The sequence below is a fragment of the Flavobacterium plurextorum genome (assembly GCF_002217395.1).
Taxonomy (GTDB): domain Bacteria; phylum Bacteroidota; class Bacteroidia; order Flavobacteriales; family Flavobacteriaceae; genus Flavobacterium; species Flavobacterium plurextorum.
On the sequence record NZ_MUHD01000016.1, the window covers coordinates 233,530 to 252,052 of the forward strand.

At 33.3% G+C, this 18,523-nt stretch carries 15 protein-coding genes; 7 read left to right on the forward strand and 8 right to left on the reverse strand.

Going from position 1 to position 18,523, the window contains the following annotated elements; genetic code table 11:
- Positions 1–57: 57 nt before the first annotated feature.
- Positions 58–801, forward strand: a complete 744-nt coding sequence (locus B0A81_RS09755) for a Dph6-related ATP pyrophosphatase (RefSeq protein WP_244281351.1) — start codon at positions 58–60, stop codon at positions 799–801.
- Positions 802–914: 113 nt separating this feature from the next.
- Here the strand turns inward: B0A81_RS09755 and B0A81_RS09760 are convergent, their stop codons facing one another.
- Positions 915–1,457, reverse strand: a complete 543-nt coding sequence (locus B0A81_RS09760) for a DUF1697 domain-containing protein (RefSeq protein WP_089057846.1) — start codon at positions 1,455–1,457, stop codon at positions 915–917.
- Between the two features lie 159 nt (positions 1,458–1,616).
- Positions 1,617–2,051: a hypothetical protein gene (locus tag B0A81_RS09765; protein ID WP_089057847.1), complete on the reverse strand. Its 435-nt coding sequence runs from the start codon at positions 2,049–2,051 to the stop codon at positions 1,617–1,619.
- Positions 2,052–2,338: 287 nt separating this feature from the next.
- On the opposite strand from B0A81_RS09765, the gene recG reads away from it, so the two are divergent.
- The gene (gene recG, locus B0A81_RS09770; RefSeq protein WP_089057848.1) at positions 2,339–4,447 is read left to right on the forward strand and encodes an ATP-dependent DNA helicase RecG; all 2,109 of its coding nucleotides are present in this window, start codon (positions 2,339–2,341) and stop codon (positions 4,445–4,447) included.
- 247 nt (positions 4,448–4,694) lie between these two features.
- On the opposite strand, the gene B0A81_RS09775 is transcribed toward recG, so the two are convergent.
- The 3 genes from B0A81_RS09775 to B0A81_RS09785 all read right to left on the reverse strand — a co-directional run bounded on the left by B0A81_RS09775 (position 4,695) and on the right by B0A81_RS09785 (position 6,902).
- The gene (locus B0A81_RS09775; protein ID WP_089057849.1) at positions 4,695–5,297 is read right to left on the reverse strand and encodes a PAS domain-containing protein; all 603 of its coding nucleotides are present in this window, start codon (positions 5,295–5,297) and stop codon (positions 4,695–4,697) included.
- 122 nt (positions 5,298–5,419) lie between these two features.
- Positions 5,420–6,274 (reverse strand): hypothetical protein, encoded by an 855-nt coding sequence (locus B0A81_RS09780; RefSeq protein WP_089057850.1) that lies wholly within the window; start codon positions 6,272–6,274, stop codon positions 5,420–5,422.
- A gap of 28 nt (positions 6,275–6,302) precedes the next feature.
- A complete protein-coding gene (locus tag B0A81_RS09785; protein WP_089057851.1) occupies positions 6,303–6,902 on the reverse strand; it encodes a DUF6436 domain-containing protein in 600 nt (199 codons plus the stop codon).
- A gap of 573 nt (positions 6,903–7,475) precedes the next feature.
- On the opposite strand from B0A81_RS09785, the gene B0A81_RS09790 reads away from it, so the two are divergent.
- The 5 genes from B0A81_RS09790 (at position 7,476) to B0A81_RS09810 (ending at position 15,025) form a co-directional block, all read left to right on the forward strand.
- Positions 7,476–8,534: an efflux RND transporter periplasmic adaptor subunit gene (locus B0A81_RS09790; RefSeq protein WP_089057852.1), complete on the forward strand. Its 1,059-nt coding sequence runs from the start codon at positions 7,476–7,478 to the stop codon at positions 8,532–8,534.
- A 129-nt stretch (positions 8,535–8,663) separates the two neighbouring features.
- Entirely contained in the window at positions 8,664–11,762 is a 3,099-nt protein-coding gene (locus tag B0A81_RS09795) for an efflux RND transporter permease subunit (protein WP_089057853.1), read from the forward strand.
- Positions 11,763–11,830: 68 nt separating this feature from the next.
- Positions 11,831–13,141: a TolC family protein gene (locus B0A81_RS09800; protein ID WP_089057927.1), complete on the forward strand. Its 1,311-nt coding sequence runs from the start codon at positions 11,831–11,833 to the stop codon at positions 13,139–13,141.
- Positions 13,142–13,166: 25 nt separating this feature from the next.
- Entirely contained in the window at positions 13,167–14,030 is an 864-nt protein-coding gene (locus tag B0A81_RS09805) for a bestrophin family protein (RefSeq protein WP_089057854.1), read from the forward strand.
- Between the two features lie 71 nt (positions 14,031–14,101).
- Complete coding sequence (locus B0A81_RS09810) at positions 14,102–15,025, forward strand: AraC family transcriptional regulator (protein WP_089057855.1); 924 nt, start codon at positions 14,102–14,104, stop codon at positions 15,023–15,025.
- A 249-nt stretch (positions 15,026–15,274) separates the two neighbouring features.
- Here the strand turns inward: B0A81_RS09810 and B0A81_RS09815 are convergent, their stop codons facing one another.
- The 3 genes from B0A81_RS09815 to B0A81_RS09825 all read right to left on the reverse strand — a co-directional run bounded on the left by B0A81_RS09815 (position 15,275) and on the right by B0A81_RS09825 (position 18,329).
- Positions 15,275–15,649 carry a DUF779 domain-containing protein gene (locus B0A81_RS09815; protein WP_089055648.1) on the reverse strand — a complete coding sequence of 125 codons (375 nt, stop codon included), beginning with the start codon at positions 15,647–15,649 and terminating at the stop codon, positions 15,275–15,277.
- Between the two features lie 66 nt (positions 15,650–15,715).
- The gene (gene adhP, locus B0A81_RS09820) at positions 15,716–16,750 is read right to left on the reverse strand and encodes an alcohol dehydrogenase AdhP (protein WP_089055647.1); all 1,035 of its coding nucleotides are present in this window, start codon (positions 16,748–16,750) and stop codon (positions 15,716–15,718) included.
- Between the two features lie 73 nt (positions 16,751–16,823).
- On the reverse strand, positions 16,824–18,329 hold the full coding sequence (locus B0A81_RS09825) for an aldehyde dehydrogenase family protein (protein WP_089057928.1): 1,506 nt from the start codon (positions 18,327–18,329) through the stop codon (positions 16,824–16,826).
- Positions 18,330–18,523: the final 194 nt, after the last annotated feature.

The following is an 18,523-nucleotide window of genomic DNA, read 5'->3' on the forward strand; positions in this document are numbered from 1 at the left end:
GGTTTCATCAACAAATCGAATGAAATTTGTAAGTTTACCACACTAAAATCCCAAAACGTGTTTACACCCAAAAAAGCCTTATTTAACTGGAGCAGCGGAAAAGATTCGGCTCTTGCATTATACAAAATCCTTCAAAATTCTGAGTATAAAATCGATTGTTTATTGACAAGTGTGAATCAGCAATATCAACGAATTTCAATGCATGGCGTTCGTGTTGAATTGTTGAATGCACAGGCAAAAAGCATTGGACTGCCATTAAAAGTTATGCAGATTCCAGAAATGCCGACTATGGAAGCTTATGAAGATGTAATGACCAAAACCTTAACCGAATTAAAAAATAATGGCATTACACATTCTGTTTTTGGAGATATTTTTCTGGAAGATTTACGAAAATATCGCGAAGATCAATTGGCTAAGATCGGTTTTCAAGGCGTTTTTCCACTTTGGAAAATACCAACAAAAGATTTAATTCAAGAGTTTATTTCATTAGGATTTAAAACTATTGTGGTTTGTGTAAATGAACGTTATTTAGATAAAAGTTTTGTCGGCCGAATTATAGATCAGGATTTTATAAACGATTTACCTGAAAATGTTGATGTTTGCGGAGAAAATGGAGAGTTTCACACTTTTGCTTTTGACGGTCCAATTTTCTCGCAGCCAATAGATTTTGAAATAGGAGAAATCGTTTATCGTAAATATGAAAAACCAGAGAAAGAAGATTCCTTAGATACTGCCTGCGACACCAGTGCTTCTGATGCTTTCGATTTTGGATTTTGGTATTGTGATTTAATCCCTAAATAGTTTCTAAAAAAGTTTGCCACGAATTTCACGAATTTTCACCAATTGATTTGTGTTAATTTGTGCAATTCGCGGCGACACTTCGACTTCGCTTAGTGTGACATGATTAGATTCTTTTACTCTTCAGAATACATTGCCAATAAATTAGTAACTGTATTCCAGTTTCTAATTGTTGCTGTAATATTTAGTTTTTTCTCGATATATTTTTGGTCGAATCTAGTTTTTCCGGCACCAACGGCGTATTTAATAAAAATCCTATTTCCATCAATACTTGCTTCATCAGGTTTAAATTGACTGATCTTTAAATCGTTTATGTTTTCTTTTTTCAATTGAGTTGAGACAAAAGCCACATATAATTTTTTGGTATCGATATCTTTTTCCTTCAAAAAAGGATTATTCTTAAAGCATAATTCTAGATCTTCTTTTGTTATTACAATCGTTGGAACTTCATGTCCAAAAACTTTAAATATTTCCTGTTTGATCATAAAACCAACTTTAGAAGCATCTTCTTCGCTGTCTACAAAAACATTTCCTGTTTGCAGATAAGTTCGAATATTTTGAAAACCAATATTTTCCAACATTATTTTCAAAGCATCCATTTTCATCATATTATGCCCAGAAACATTGATTCCTCGTAAAAGAACTAAGTGCGTTGTCATTTTTAAAATTTTATTCAAAGATAAAAATTCATTTTAGTTTTATATTACAATTCCTCCGTATCAAACTTTATTTAAAAAAAGCCGCTTTATTAAAATAAAAACTCCGCCAGAAAACCGACGGAGCCAAACAATTTGAATTAGTAAGCATTGTTTAAAATATTACTTTAATTTATCATATGTAAGTAAAGGTCCATCACATGTTCCCCAAGTACTGTACATTTTTCCAGCAGCATGAATTATATAGAGATTTTCTATTAAGTCACCGCTGCAAGTTCCTATTATATCACTTTGAGTACTATAAATTAATTTAAACTGAGTTTGTTCTGAAGTTTTTGCAACAGAATAAGTTCCTGATGCACTAGAAGTTTTCTTGTCTTTTATTCTTGTTTTAGAAAACTTCCCATTAGAGCTAAAAACATAGTTTTCCTCCCATTCTATAACATCTATAGAATTTGCTGCTGGATTTTTATTTCTACTCATGCCTGTTAATTTCCATTTTCCATGATAGTCTTCAGTTGGTTTATTGTCATTGTCGTCATTAGAACAAGAAACAAGAGAAATAAACAAAACTATTAAAAGTCCAATTTTCTTCATTTTTTTTAAGTTTTAAAGGTTAGTTATTACTAAGATTAATCGTTCTTAAAATGGTTGCGTCTAATTTTACGGCTTAACGATAACTTAATATTCAAAATCTTAAGAAGTTAATTCATTTCCAAATTTCCCAATTAAAATCTATCTTCGCTTTTCCAAAAGAAAGACAAAAGAAAATAGCGACAAGAGTAAAGAACATACATTTTTACTTTTTACTCTTGTTCTTATTTTCTTTACTCTATTTTCTAAAATTTATGCCAGTCTAATAATCTAAGAAGTCTAAATAAAGAATGTCTAATAATCTGCTTGAAACTCCAATCGAATACTTAAAAGGTGTTGGCCCAAGTCGCGGTCAACTACTTCGCAAGGAATTAGGAATTCATAAATATGGAGATTTAGTAAACTTTTTTCCGAATAGATATATTGACAGAACTCGTTATTACAAAATAAACGAACTTCAAAATACAGGTTCTGAGGTTCAGATTATTGGCAAAATAATCAATATAAAAACAGTTGAATTTGCTAAGAATAAAAAGCGTTTAGTTGCCACATTTGTAGATGATACAGGACAACTAGACCTTAATTGGTTTCAAGGTCATAAATGGATTCGTGAAAGTTTAAAACTAAACGAACCTTGTGTTATTTTTGGAAAATGTTCTTTGTACGGAAGTCAATTCAGCATGGCACATCCCGAAATTGAGTTGCTGAAAGAACATGAAAAAAGTCTGCGTTCTGCCATGCAGCCCGTTTATCCATCTACGGAAACATTAACAAACAGAGGTATTTCAAATAGAACGATTAACAAATTAATGGAACAATTGTTTATCGAAACTCAAGCTTTGTTTACCGAAACTTTTCCATTGTACTTAATCGAAGAATTAAAGCTGATCTCAAAAAGAGCTGCTTTATTTAATATACATTTCCCAAAAAGTACCGATGCTTTGGCGAAAGCCCAATTTAGATTGAAGTTTGAAGAATTGTTTTTTATTCAATTACAGTTAATTACCAAAAATCTAATTAGAAAGCATAAAATAAAAGGGCATCCATTTACCAAAGTGGGTGATTTCTTTACTGAATTTTATCAAAACCACCTTCCTTTTGAACTTACTAATGCTCAAAAAAGAGTGGTTAAAGAAATTCGTTCAGACATGGGCAGCAATGCTCAAATGAACCGATTATTGCAGGGAGATGTTGGTTCTGGAAAAACAATTGTGGCTTTTATGAGCATGCTTTTGGCAATGGATAATGGTTTTCAGGCCTGCTTAATGGCACCGACGGAGATTCTTGCCAATCAGCATTTTATTGGTTTATCAGAATTTGCTAACACTTTGAATATTAATATAAAAATATTAACGGGTTCAACAAAAACTGCAGCTCGAAAAGTTATTCATGAGGAACTCGAAAATGGTACTTTACAGATTTTAATAGGCACACATGCTTTGCTGGAAGATAAAGTGAAGTTTCAAAATCTTGGATTGGCTGTTATTGATGAGCAGCATCGTTTTGGTGTTGAGCAGCGCTCTAAATTGTGGAAGAAAAATGAAATTCCGCCTCACGTTTTGGTTATGACGGCAACACCAATTCCAAGAACTTTAGCAATGAGTTTGTATGGAGATCTTGATATTTCTGTAATTGATGAACTTCCGCCGGGACGAAAACCAATACAAACGGTTCATCGTTTTGATAGTAACCGATTAAAAGTTTGGAAGTTTCTCCGTGATGAAATTGCACTTGGAAGACAAATTTATATTGTATATCCGCTAATTCAAGAATCGGAAAAAATGGATTACAAGGATTTAATGGATGGCTACGAGAGTATTTCTCGCGATTTTCCATTGCCTCAATATTCGATTTCGATTTTGCACGGAAAAATGAAACCCGCTGATAAAGATGCTGAAATGAAGCGTTTCTCTGAAGGAAAAACGAATATTATGGTGGCGACAACGGTAATTGAGGTTGGTGTAAATGTACCAAATGCCAGTGTTATGATTATCGAAAGTGCCGAACGTTTTGGTTTGTCACAATTGCACCAATTGCGCGGCCGAGTTGGTCGTGGAGCCGAACAAAGTTATTGTATTTTGATGACGGGACACAAATTAAGCACGGACAGTAAAACCCGAATGGAAACGATGGTTCAGACAAATGATGGTTTTGAAATCGCTGAAGTTGACTTAAAACTTCGCGGTCCAGGTGATTTAATGGGAACACAGCAAAGCGGAGTTTTAAATCTTCAAATTGCAGATATTGTTCGTGATAGAGATATTTTAGGATTAGCTAGAAATTACGCAATGAAAATCCTAAAAGAAGACGGTCCTTTAAACAAACCAGAACATGCAATTCTTAAAGCTGTTTTTATTGAACTTACTAAAAAGAAAAGTATCTGGAATTATATTAGTTAGTTTTTTTAGGTTCAAAGATACAGAGATGCAAAGATTCTAAGGTTTCTTGAGTTAAAAATAGGTTCAATTACGTCATATCTGATGCAATAAATCTTTCAACCTAAATATGGCTATATGTTGAAAAAAAATTGAACACATAGAGACATAGTCATGTTTGTTGATGCAGGTAAAATACCTTTTAACAATAACAAAACTTATGTTTCTGCGTGTTCATTTTTTTTTCACGCAGATTCAGCAGATTTTTTTATTATTTCTTTGTTGGAGTTTTCTTTTCAAAAAGACCGCTGAACAAACCTTTACTAACTTTATTTTTATCATCTTTTCCTGTAGCAATTAAATGATCGATATATTCCATATACGTTTTTTTACGCTCTTCTAGAAAACCAACTAAATATTCTTCAGAAGCTGTTAAACCGCTTGCTTCTTCTATTTGTAAAAGTTTTTTATATAATGGTTCGATGAATTTTACAATGATATTTTCGGGAACCGATTTTCTTGTTCCAAAAAAACCAACGATCTCGCCATCAGTATCTGCAATGATTTTAAATTCGGTGACAACCCAATAATAACGACCCGTTTTTGCCATGTTTTTCAAAACAACATGAATGTTTTGACTGGATTTAATACTATCCCACAAAAATTTAAAAATCACCTTAGGCATATCAGGATGCCTCACAATATTGTGAGGCTGTCCGATTAATTCAAACTCATCATAGCCAGAAACATCGATAAAATCTTCATTGGCATACAAAATAGTTCCGTTTTTATCTGTTTTACTAAGCAGTACTTTGCTTTTATTCCAATCGACTTCTCTGTCAGAAGGAGTCGGACGTGTAGTTCTGGTCTCCATAAAATTTTATATTAAAAATTAATTGGCATGAGTGTTTTTACTTGTAGAATAAACTCTCTAAAACCTTGTTTTTAAAGCATCTTTCGAGATTTTTTTCATTTTTGGAAGTTGTTTTGTAATTTTTACTTTCTTGTATTAGTTGATTTTACATGAATATCATTCACGAGATCATCAATTTTTTTAGCACTTTCTCTCATCATATCCAGATAAGTCAAAATTTGATCATTGTCTGTATGTCCTTTTGAAACATCAATTAATTTTAAGACAGAAGTTACAGGTAGTTTTAAATCTAAAGTTGTTCTGTGAATAAAGTCGTTATATTCTTTAGTTGCTGATAATGAACTGTATTTAGCCGATGCAAGTTTCATGTTTTCCAGTTCATATTCGTCGGAGATTTTAGAAATATGATTTTCACTGTGTTCCTTAAAATAATAAGCCCAATAGCCATTCATAAAAAATACAACTGCCGCTAAAACAGTATGAATAATTAAAGTCTCGAGATCAAAATTTACCTGCGAAAAATAAACCTGAAGTCCATTTGCGTCGTTATAAATATAGTTCTGCAAATACGCCAAACCAGCGTGATGAAGCACTACTAAAAGGGTAAGTGGAATTTGAAGTCTCCAGTTTTGATAAATAATTAAAATCGTGCTGGCAATAAAAACAGTAAAATGCATTTCGAACATACCATGCATTTGATAAATGTACTGTGCCATAAATATAGCCAGAACAACAGACAAAACGTACTGATAGAATTTTGAATTTTTAATAAAAAACTTTGCAGAATAATACAATAGAAGATTCAAGGTTCCTACTCCTACTCCAATTTCAAAAGTGTCATACTTAAATGACAATGCGATTCCGAGAAGGAAATAAACCGCGAGAACATAATTAATAATACTATCAGACTTTTGTGTCATTGTAGACATAAAACTGTGCAAGTAATCTTGCTCATTCAAACTGGCTTTTCTTTTCATAGGTTAAAAATTTTAGTTAGGGATAGATTTATTTAGTGCAATTTGGTAACGAACATCCATAAGCTCTAAGAGCCAAAGCATTAAAAGAGGGCGAATTAGTCTGCTTTAACAATGAGTCAATAGCCATTTGAGCATAATTACTGTCGGCATCTGTGCAATATCTTGTTTTATTATAATTACCTCGAAAATATAAATTATGCGATGAGTCTAATAAAACTGCTTGCGGAGTCGAAATAACACCACATTTTTTAGCAATATTTTGATCAAAATAAACAGGAATCTGTGCGTCGAACTTTTTCTGTATTTCTTCGATTGTAAAAGTTTTCTGTTTGTTTAAAACAACAATTTTAAAATTAATCCTGTCACCGTACTTTTTTATCAAACCAGCCACATGCGGCACATTGAATCGTGAGCAGGGACAATCTGGATTAAAGAAATGAAAAAAAACAGGTTTGCTATCAAAAGGACAGCATTGAGATAAATCAATTTTGGATCCCATTGCAATGCTGTGATAATTTTTCGGAATTGGCGTTGGCAGACTGTACTTAAACTCATTCTGCCAAAAAAGAAAACCAATTGCAGCAAGTAAAAATGAAAACCATAATGCTAGGAGTATTTTTTTCTTCATCTATTATTTTTTATAATTAAGAATAAAAACATAAACACTTGTTAAAACAATTAATACTAATTTTCTCTTTAATAGCTAAAAAACCGCTGTAACTTCTGTTTTTTAACACTTAATTCTGCAAAAACACGCTGATTATACTGCTCTATTAATTATTTTGTCTAACGTATCAATGTTACAAATAAAATCGATGAAATACAATATAAATTCGACAAACTGCATATTTTTTTTACAATTCATTAAATGATAGCTTTTTCAGTACTTTCTTATGTTTTAGAATTAATTAATATTCAAAAATAAAATCCAAACAAACAATTGATTTACAAATACATACACATAAATCATGATCCTGTGTTAAAAATAACCCAACAAAATGAGTTCGCGTCATTAAACCTTTTCCGAAAATGGCTATCTAAGGTGCAAAGTTTTGCCGTTAACTCCCTAGAAACAGTACTTTCAGGTTTATAGTAATACAAGTGTTAAATAAAACCTAACGTCATTTGATTTCAGTACAAAAAGTTAAATTTGTGAGTTGCAAAAAACATACACCAAAAAAATCACATTCACCTAAATTTTATGAAAATTAAACACCTAATCTACGCCTTGATTATCATTATTTTTGGAGGATTTATCACTTATAGGATAGTATCTAACAAAAGTAAAAATGAAGACTCAAAGAAGTTTGGCGACAAAGACAAACCAACGACAGTAACCGGAATAGTAGTTCAAACATCAACGTTTGACAATAATTTGTCTTTATCTGGTTCTATCGAAGCCAACGAGCAAATTGAGATTCACAGCGAAGTATCAGGAATTGTAGAGGGAATTTATTTTAATGAAGGCAGCTATGTTAATAAAGGTCAAGTACTTTTTAAAGTAAATGATATTGAGTTAAAAGCACAATTAAGACAAGCTGTTACAAGAGAAGGTCTAGCCGCTGAGAATGAAAGAAGAGCAAAACTACTGCTGCAAAAAGAAGCAATCAGCCAAGAAGAAGCAGATGTTGCCAGAGCGGATCATGCATCAGCGCAAGCTCAAAGTCAGTTAATAAGAGCGCAAATTGCTAAAACTTCTGTAAAAGCACCTTTTTCAGGAAAAATTGGTTTACGTTCAATTTCTCCAGGTACCTATATTACTCCAACAGTTGTAGTAGCAAAACTTGTAAATACAGGAAAACTAAAAATTACCTTTTCGATTCCAGAAAAATATGCTTCACAAGTAAAAACAGGTTCTATAATTGATTTTACAGTATCTGGTTCAGATAAAACTTATAACGGAAAAATTTATGCTATAGAGCCAGAAGTTGCTGTTGCTACTCGTACACTGCAAATTCGTGCCATTGCCGATAATACAGATGGAAAACTTTTCCCTGGAACATTTGCCGACATAAAACTGCCGTTAAACATTATTAAAGATGCAATAGTAGTTCCGTCAGAAGCTATAGTTCCTGTGCAAAGTGGTAAAAAAGTGTATGTAGCCAATATGGGCAAAGCTAAAGAAGTTATGGTTGATGCAACAACAAGAACAGATTCTTCGATTTTGATTTTATCAGGATTAAAAGCAGGAGATACTTTAATTACAAGTGGTGTTATGTCATTAAAAAATGAAGCACCAATAATCGTTAAAGTAAAATAGTCTTAAAGTCGAAAGACATAAGACTTAAATAGAGATGTTAGAAATCCTAAATCATAGATTTAAAGATGATAATAAGATTTAACAATAAATCTAAAATCAGCAGTCTAAAATCTAAAATCTAAAACCATAATGAGTTTATCAACCACAAGTATAAAAAGACCCGTTTTAACCATTGTTCTGAATTTATTAATTATATTATTCGGTTTCATTGGTTATACATTTTTGGGTGTCCGCGAATTTCCCTCAATAGATCCTGCGCAGGTTTCCATTAGAACCAATTATACTGGTGCTAATGCTGATATTATTGAATCACAGATTACGGAACCGCTTGAAAAAGCTGTAAATGCGATTGACGGAATCCGAAATATAACTTCATCAAGTAACCAAGGAAGCAGTAACATTACTATCGAGTTTAACTTAGATAAGGATCTGGAAGAAGCTGCAAATGACGTACGTGACAAAGTTTCACAAGCCATAAGAAGTTTACCGCAAGATATCGATGCGCCGCCAGTTGTATCAAAAGCTGATGCAGATAGTGATGCTATTATTTCGATGACGGTACAAAGTGACAGTCGAAATTCATTAGAATTAAGTGATTATGCCGAAAATGTTATTTCGCAGCGTTTAGAAACAATTCCGGGAGTCAGCGGTGTTCAAATCTGGGGACAAAAACGTTACGCTATGCGTTTATGGATTGACCCTGTAAAGCTAACTGCTTATGGCTGCACTGTTTCAGATGTTCGTAACGCACTTAACGCTCAAAATGTCGAATTACCTTCTGGTAAACTAACAGGAAACAACACTGAATTAACGGTAAAAACAGTTGGAAATCTTTCGAAACCAGAAGAATTCAATAATATCATTATTCGTACAGATGGAGATAAAATTGTACGTCTAAGTGATGTTGGCGGTGCAGAATTAGGTCCAGAGAATATCGAAACTAAACTAAGTCAGTCTGGATTACCAATGATTGGACTGGCAATTGTACCAATGCCTGGAGCGAATTACTTAGATATTTCGGCTGAATTTTATAAAAAATACGAAGCTTTAAAAAAAGATCTTCCAAAAGATATCAAACTTAATATAGCACTTGACAATACCATATTTGTAAAAAAATCGGTACTTGAAGTTGCTGAAACTCTTGGAATATCAGTAATACTTGTAATTATTATTATTTACCTGTTTTTTAGAGACTGGGCAATTGCCTTTAGACCTTTAATAGATATTCCCGTTTCGTTAATTGCAACGTTCTTTATAATGTGGCTTTTTGGCTTTTCAATAAATGTACTGACTTTATTAGCGATTGTTTTAGCCACAGGTTTGGTTGTGGATGACGGAATTGTTGTAACTGAAAATATCTTTAAGAAAGTCGAAGAAGGAATGTCGCCTATTGAAGCTGCGATTAAAGGATCAAATGAGATTTTTTATGCTGTAATTTCGATTTCGGTAACATTAGCGGCTGTATTCCTGCCAGTAATTTTCTTAGAAGGTTTCGTTGGCCGACTCTTTAGGGAATTTGGGGTTGTAATTGGTGCCGCAGTATTAATTTCGGCATTTGTTTCTCTTACCTTAACACCAATGTTAAATGCCTATTTAATGAAAGGCGGAGAACAGAAAAAATCTAAGTTCTATATAAGAACGGAGCCATTTTTCGAGAAGATGAACAGCAGTTATGCTGAAGCTCTTTCAAAATTCATGGAAAGAAAATGGATTAGTTTTCCTATTCTAATTGCTTGTTTTGGATTGATTTATTTGTTTTTTACCATATTACCAAAAGAAACAGCTCCTTATGATGATCGAAGTTCTGTAACCATGCGTATGACAACGCCAGAAGGATCGTCATACGAATATACAGATCGTTTTATGCAGGAAATCTCAAGATTGGTTGATGATTCAATTCCGGAGAAAAAAGTAAGTTTGGTGATTACCGCACCTGGTTTTGGAGCTTCGGCTACAAATACTGGTTTTATCCGACTTTCATTAAAAGAACCTCATGAAAGAAAGAGATCACAAAAAGAAATTGCCGACCAATTAACAAAATGGACAAAGCAATATCCTGATGCAAAAACATCTGTTATCCAACAGCCTACAATTGCTGTAAACAGACGCGGCGGATTACCAATTCAATACATTATTCAGGCTCCGAATTTTGAAAAATTAAGAGAAAAAATTCCTGTTTTTATGGATGAAGTAGGTAAAAGCGATGTTTTTTCTATCAGTGATGTTAATTTAAAATTCAACAAACCTGAAATAAACGTTAGTATTAATCGTGAAAAAGCCGAAAGCTTAGGAATCTCAATTATTGATATTGCGCAAACTTTACAGCTTTCTTTAAGCGGACAGCGTTTTGGTTATTTTATCAAAAACGGAAAGCAATATCAGGTTATAGGTCAATTTGATCAAAAAGACAGATCAAAACCATTGGATTTAACTTCGATGTTTGTGAAGAACAAAAAAGGAGAGTTAATTCAGATGGATAACGTTGTAAATGTCGAAGAACAAAGTAATCCTCCACAGTTATACCACAACAACCGTTATATGTCGGCAACCGTTTCTGCAGGTTTAGCTCCAGGCAAAAGTATCAGCGACGGAATTGCTGAAATGGACAGAATTAAAGCTAAAGTATTAGATGATAGTTTTACAACCGATTTGAGTGGAGAATCGAGAGATTTTGTGGAGAGCAGCTCGAATACTTCTTTTGCTTTTGGATTAGCTTTATTATTAATATTTTTAATTCTTGCCGCTCAGTTTGAAAGCTTTATAGATCCTTTTATTATTATTCTGACTGTACCAATGGCGGTTGCTGGAGCCTTATTTTCATTATGGTTATTCAATCAAACTTGGAATATTTTCAGCCAGATTGGAACTGTAATGCTTATTGGTCTGGTGACTAAAAATGGTATTTTGATCGTTGAATTTGCTAATCAATTACGAGAACAAGGAAAACCAAAATTAGAAGCAATTCTTGAAGCTTCAGAAGCGCGTTTACGTCCAATTTTAATGACCAGTTTAGCCATTGCTTTAGGTGCGTTGCCAATTGCAATGTCGCTTGGAGCCGCTTCGACTAGTAGAATTGGTATGGGAGTTGTAATTGTTGGTGGAACTATATTTTCATTAGCATTAACACTTTTTGTTATTCCTGCCATCTATATGATGTGGTCAAAAGCACGTAAACATTATCCGGAATTTGATCATATAGAAGAATACGAAAAAGAAGTAAGTAAATAATTTATTAGCCTTGAATTTCTGAATTGCGATTGACTAATTCAGAAATTCAAGGCAAAAGAAAAAACAATATGAATATTAAAATTTTAATTAGCAGTTTGTTATTACTCTTTCTAAGCATTACAAAAACTAATGCGCAAGAAGTTTTGACTATTGAAGATGCTATGAAAATTGCTTTAGAGAACAATTTTGAGATTAAAATAGCCAAGAATAACTCAAAAATAAGCGAAACGAATGTTACTTTAGGAAATGCAGGAATGCTTCCAAATGCAGGCGCTTCGATTACAGACAATAACAGCGTAACAAATTCTTCGCAGACGCGTCAGGACGGAACAACAACTTCATTGGATAACGCTAAAAATAACAGCTTAAATTATGGAGTGAGTTTAGGCTGGACTGTTTTTGATGGTTTGAAAATGTTTGCTAAACTAGATCAATTAAAAGAACTTCAAAAATTAGGAGACGCTGAATTAAAGAGAACCATTTTGATCAAAATTGGTCAAGTAAACTCTGCTTATTATGATTTGGTTCAACAGCAGCATCAATTAGCTGCTTTAGATACTACAATTGTAATTTCGAAGCAAAGACTAACTTTAGCTCAAAACCGTTTCAGCATCGGAAAAGCTTCAAAATTGGAAGTTTTAAATGCTCAAGTTGATTTAAATTCAGATCAAGTTGCTTTATTGAGACAAAAAGAATCATATGCTAATGCTAAAATCATATTGAATCAATATTTAGCTAGAGATCCTAAAATAAATTTTACTGTTACAGATTTAGTTACTGTTGATAATAAATTGATTTTGGCTGATCTTATGAATTTGGCTCAAAAACAAAATCCAGCTTTAGAAGCGCAGATCATTAATAAACGTATAGCCGAACTGCAGCTTAAACAAGTAAAAGCAGATCGATATCCTGTTGTAAACTTAACATCTGGTTATAATTTTAACGAAAGTCAGTCGAGTTTAGGTTTTACCAGTCAAGCTTCATCACGAGGTTTAAATTATGGTTTTAATGCAACTTTAAACATTTTTGACGGTTTTAATCAGCATCGAAATGAAAAGGTAGCCAAGCTTCAAATCGAAAATTCTCAAATTGCTATCGAACAGCAAAATATGATTTTGAATACACAGTTAAGTACTGCTTTTCAGACTTATTTAACCAATCTAGAATTGATCGATTTAGAAGAAGATAACGAAGCAATTGCAAAACAAAATTTAGACATTACCTTAGATAAATTTAGAATCGGAACGATTACAACTCTTGATTTTAGAACAGCTCAGCTGAATTATGTAAATGCAAAAGTGCGATACAGCAATGCACAATATGAGGCAAAGTTATCTGAAATTGCTTTAAAAGAATTAGCAGGAAATATTAATTTTTAAAGTAAATTTACTGCAAAAAAAAGTAATGACTTCGTATAATCCAAAAGACTGGTTTAGTTTTATTTTTCATTTTAGCAAAGCCGATACTTTCCGTAAATTAATTCCCGTAATGTTTTTTATGGCAATATATTGCGGCGGAATTGCTTATCTTGAACTTGAATATTGGGATTTACCAGAAGACAGTAAGGTTAAAAACATCTCAACAATGCACAGCATGTTGGGTTTTGTAATTTCATTATTACTTGCGTATCGTACCAATACAGCCTATGATCGCTGGTGGGAAGGACGCAGGATGTGGGGAAGTCTGGTAAACAACAGTCGTAATTTCGCCATGAAACTTTCGGTTATTTTAGAGGACGAAAAAGATAAAGCATTTTTTAGAAAGATGATTCCAGGATATGCTTCTATCTTAAACAAACATTTGAAGGACGAAGAAACTGGAATGCAATTGTTTGATAATGTAGATTTAGAACTGGATCATCACAAGCACAGACCGAATCAGGTTGCTAAAATAATGTTCAAAAAAATCCACGATCTTTATGTGACTAATAAAATTTCAGGCGAACAGCTCATTACCTTAAACAATGAAGTAACAGCGTTTACAGATATTTGTGGAGCCTGTGAGAGAATAAAAAACACTCCTATTCCCTACTCTTACAGCGCTTTCATCAAGAAATTTATATTTATTTTTGTCCTCACACTCCCTTTTAGTTACGTATTTACATTAGGCTATTATGTAATTCCTGTAGTTGTTTTTATTTTTTATGTTTTAGCGAGTTTAGAGCTTATCGCAGAAGAAATTGAAGACCCTTTTGGTGATGACGAAAATGATCTTCCAACAAGAAAAATGGCTGAAAATATTAAGAAACATGTTGAAGAACTGATTTAATGAAACGTTAAATCTTAAATTGTTAAACTTATTTTTATTAAATTTAAAGTTCCACTTCTAAATTTAATGCAATGCAGAATCAACGTGTTTTAATTACTCCGCCAGATTTATCTAATGAAAAATCATTAAAAACACTTGTTGAAAACAGGAGTGTTTATACTCTAAATCACTGCGAACTGAATATTTTTGAGACTTATGAATCTTCAAAACTAGTACCTTTAAAATTCAACGATTTTGTAGTTACGAGTATGCTTCGCGGAAAAAAAGTAATGCATTTATTTGATGAACCTGGATTTGATTACCTGCCTGGGGAAACAGTTGTTATACCTTCGAATATTGAGATGAAAATTGATTTTCCAGAAGCTTCAAAAGAAAATCCAACGCAATGCCTTGCTTTAGCTATTGATACAACAAAAATTACCGAAACTCTTGATTTCTTAAATGAGCGTTATCCAAAAAAAGGAAGCGACAATTATTGGCAGTTAAACTATCAGAATTACTTTTTTTACAATAATGTTGATCTTGCTTCAACAATCAGTAAATTAATCAAAGAATGTACAAGCACATCAATTACAAAAGATGTTATTGCCGATTTGACATTACAGGAATTATTAATCCGAATTATTCAAACTCAAACAGCAAAATCTCTTGATGATGGAGCTGTTCTGCAATCCAACAATCCAATTTTTGAAGTTACAGAATTCATTAAGCTTAATTTAAAAGAAAACATAAATCTAAAAAGCTTAAGCGAAAAAGCTTGTATGAGCACAGCATCATTCTATCGTTTTTTCAAAAGAGAATTAGGTATGAGTCCTATAGAATATGTTTTGAATGAAAAAATTAAATATGCAAAAAAACTACTTAGAAACCCAAGTATACAAATAAATGAAGTTTGTTATTTGTCGGGTTTTGAAGATGCTAATTATTTCATCAGATTGTTTAAAAAACACGAAGGAATTACACCGAAACAATATCAATTGCTTTATGTTAATTAAAGGCGCTAAGACACTAAGGTAATAAGGTTCTGAGTTTTTAAGCAACCTTGTCATTTCGAGGAGCGAGAAATCGCACTAGAAGTCTGGCAAAGATTATCCATAAAGATTAGTGACATATTTTGCGGAGTTTCTAGTGTGATTTGCTTCGCCTATTCGCTATCGCTCGGGTCTCCTTTCAGTCGAAATGACAAAACCCTGCAAAACCTTTGTCTCTTTGCCCCTCTGAACCTCTGTCCTTTTTTTAAAAACTTACTCAAAAATCTTTACAGGTTCTAAATCTTTTTCTTCCTCTTCAGTAAAAATTCGATATTCAATTTGGAATGTTTTTTTTAGAGGTGTTTCCAAGGAAAAACCGCCAACACCAAAAGCATCAATAACTTTAAGTGTAAAATGTGAATGTTTCCAGTATTCATACAAATCATTATCAACCCAGAATTCAGTATCTTCAATAGTTCCAATGCAAACATCGCCTATTCGCTGATAGTAACCGCCTTTTTCAAAACATTGCGGCTGCGTGCCTTCACAACATCCTCCGGCTTGGTAAAACATTAAATCACCATGTTTTTCCTTTAGAATTTTAATTAATTCGACAGCTTCTTGTGTGGCTTCAATTCTCTTAACCATGACTTTTACAATTTAAAAAAAGCAGTAAACTTATTGTTATAAATTTACTGCTTTTTGCATTACCAATTAAATATTTGCAATATCAAGAACGACTCGTCCTTCAATCTGACCTTTTTTCATTTTATCAAAAACAGTATTAATGTTTTCCAGTTTTTCGGCTGTTACAGTAGCTTTTACCTTTCCTTCGGTGGCAAATTCTATTGCTTCTTTCATATCCTTACGAGTACCAACGATAGAGCCGCGAATTGTAATTCGGTTCAAAACCGTATCAAAAATTGATAAATCAAAATTACCTGGCGGAAGTCCGTTGAGTGCCATTGTACCTTTTCTCCTTAAGGTTTCAAGACCTTGCTTGAAAGCTATAGGAGAAACTGCAGTTACCAATGCCCCATGCATTCCACCGACTTCCTTTTTTAAATATTCTCCAGGATTTTGATTTTTTGCATTAACTACCAAATCTGCACCCAGTTTTTTTGCTAGGTTAAGTTTATCATCTGCAACATCAATAGCCGCAACATGCATTCCCATTGCCTTAGCGTATTGAACAGCAACGTGTCCTAATCCGCCAATTCCAGAAATTGCAACCCATTCGCCAGGTTTTACTTCTGTTTCTTTGAGACCTTTATAAACAGTAACTCCAGCACAAAGTATCGGAGCCATTTCCATAAAATTTACATTTGAAGGTAAAATTCCAACATATCTTGCATCAGCAATTACAAATTCGGCAAAACCACCGTCTACACTATAACCGCCATTTTGCTGACTGTCGCATAATGTTTCCCATCCAGTAATACATTGATCACAGCCTCCGCAAGCGCTGTAAAGCCAAGGCACTCCTACAGCATCACCTTCCTTAACATTTTTCACATCTTGACCTACTGCTGCAACATAACCTACAGCTTCGTGTCCGGGAATTAACGGCATTTTTGGTTTTACCGGCCAATCGCCTTCAACGGCGTGCAAATCTGTGTGACAAACACCGCTTGCAATCACTTTTACAAGAATTTCATTTCTTCCCGGTCGTTTTACTTCAACTTCTTCAATTTTTAAAAGAGAACCAAATTCTCTAATAACTGCTGCTTTCATTGTTTTTGGTAACATAACAAAGATTGATTTAATGAGCATAATAATTAAATTATTATGCTCAGGTTTATATTAATAGGGATAATGTTTTCTAGAAGAAACCTAATTTCTTTTTATCGTAAGAAATAAGCATGTTTTTTGTCTGACGATATTGACTCAGCATCATTTTATGATTCTCACGCCCAATTCCAGATTGTTTGTAACCTCCAAATGGCGCTCCTGCTGGATATGAATGATATTGATTAATCCAAACACGTCCAGATTGAATTGCTCTTGGAACTTGGTAGATTTCATGAGCATCACGTGTCCATACTCCTGCTCCCAATCCGTACATTGTATCGTTTGCAATTTCGATAGCTTCTTCGGTAGTTTTAAAAGTTGTTACTGCCAAGACTGGCCCAAAAATCTCTTCCTGAAAAATTCTCATTTTGTTATGACCTTTAAATAGCGTTGGTTTTATGTAATAACCACCTTCAAGATCGCCGCCTAAATGATTCGCATCACCTCCTGTTAATAATTCTGCACCTTCTTCTTTACCTAATTTTATATAGGACATGATTTTTTCTTTCTGAACTAATGATGTCTGTGCTCCAATCATAGTGGATTTATCTAACGGATTTCCAGCGATTATAGCTTCAGTTCTTTCAATTACTTTGGCAATAAACTTGTCATAAATATCTTCATGAACTAATAATCTTGACGGACAAGTACAAATTTCACCTTGGTTTAAAGCGAATAAAACTGCACCTTCAATGGCTTTATCAAAGAAATCATCATCATGATCTGCTACTGATGGAAAGAAAATATTTGGAGATTTCCCTCCCAATTCTAAAGTTACTGGAATAATATTCTCCGTTGCATATTGCATTACTAAACGTCCTGTTGTTGTAGATCCTGTAAATGCTGCTTTTGAAACTTTTTTATTGGTAACCAATGGACGACCAAGCTCAGCACCAAAACCATTCACAATGTTTAAGACTCCCGGAGGAAGAATATCTCCAATAAGTTCCATTAACACCATAATAGATATAGGTGTACTTTCGGCTGGTTTTAAAACTATTGTATTTCCTGCTGCAAGAGCTGGAGCTATTTTCCAAACAGCCATTAAAATTGGAAAATTCCACGGAATAATCTGAGCAACGACACCTAATGGTTCGCTTAAAGCTATAGAAACTGTCTGCGAATCCAATTCGGCAATCGAGCTTTCTTCGGCACGTATTACACCTGCAAAATATCTAAAATGATCTATTGCCAGCGGAATATCGGCAGCAAGAGTTTCACGAATAGGTTTTCCGTTATCTACAGTTTCAACAGTTGCTATGTATTCTAGATTATCTTCAATCTTTTGTGCAATTTTATTTAGTAAAATGCTTCGTTCTGTAACCGATGTTTTTCCCCAAGTCTTAAATGCTTCATGTGCTGCGTCTACAGCTTTTTCTAAATCTTCTTTGCCTGAGTGAGCCGCCTTGGTAAACACCTTTCCATCTATTGGAGAAACTACGTCAAAATATTCTCCTGAAATTGGAGCTGTAAATTTTCCGTTTATATAATTGTCATATTTTGCCTTAAATTCAGGTCTTTGTGTGGTTGTGCTCATAATTAGTAAATTTTTGATTTGTATCAAATTTAGTTTCATAATTAGAAACAGAATAGCATTATTCATTCATCTAATAGCACAAAAATTACACATTCGTTTTTTTATCTAATTTTTAATGAATTTTTATTAAAAAATTAATACTAAATATGACTATATACTGATCGTTAGTGATTTAGTTTAAAAAATGTCTTACT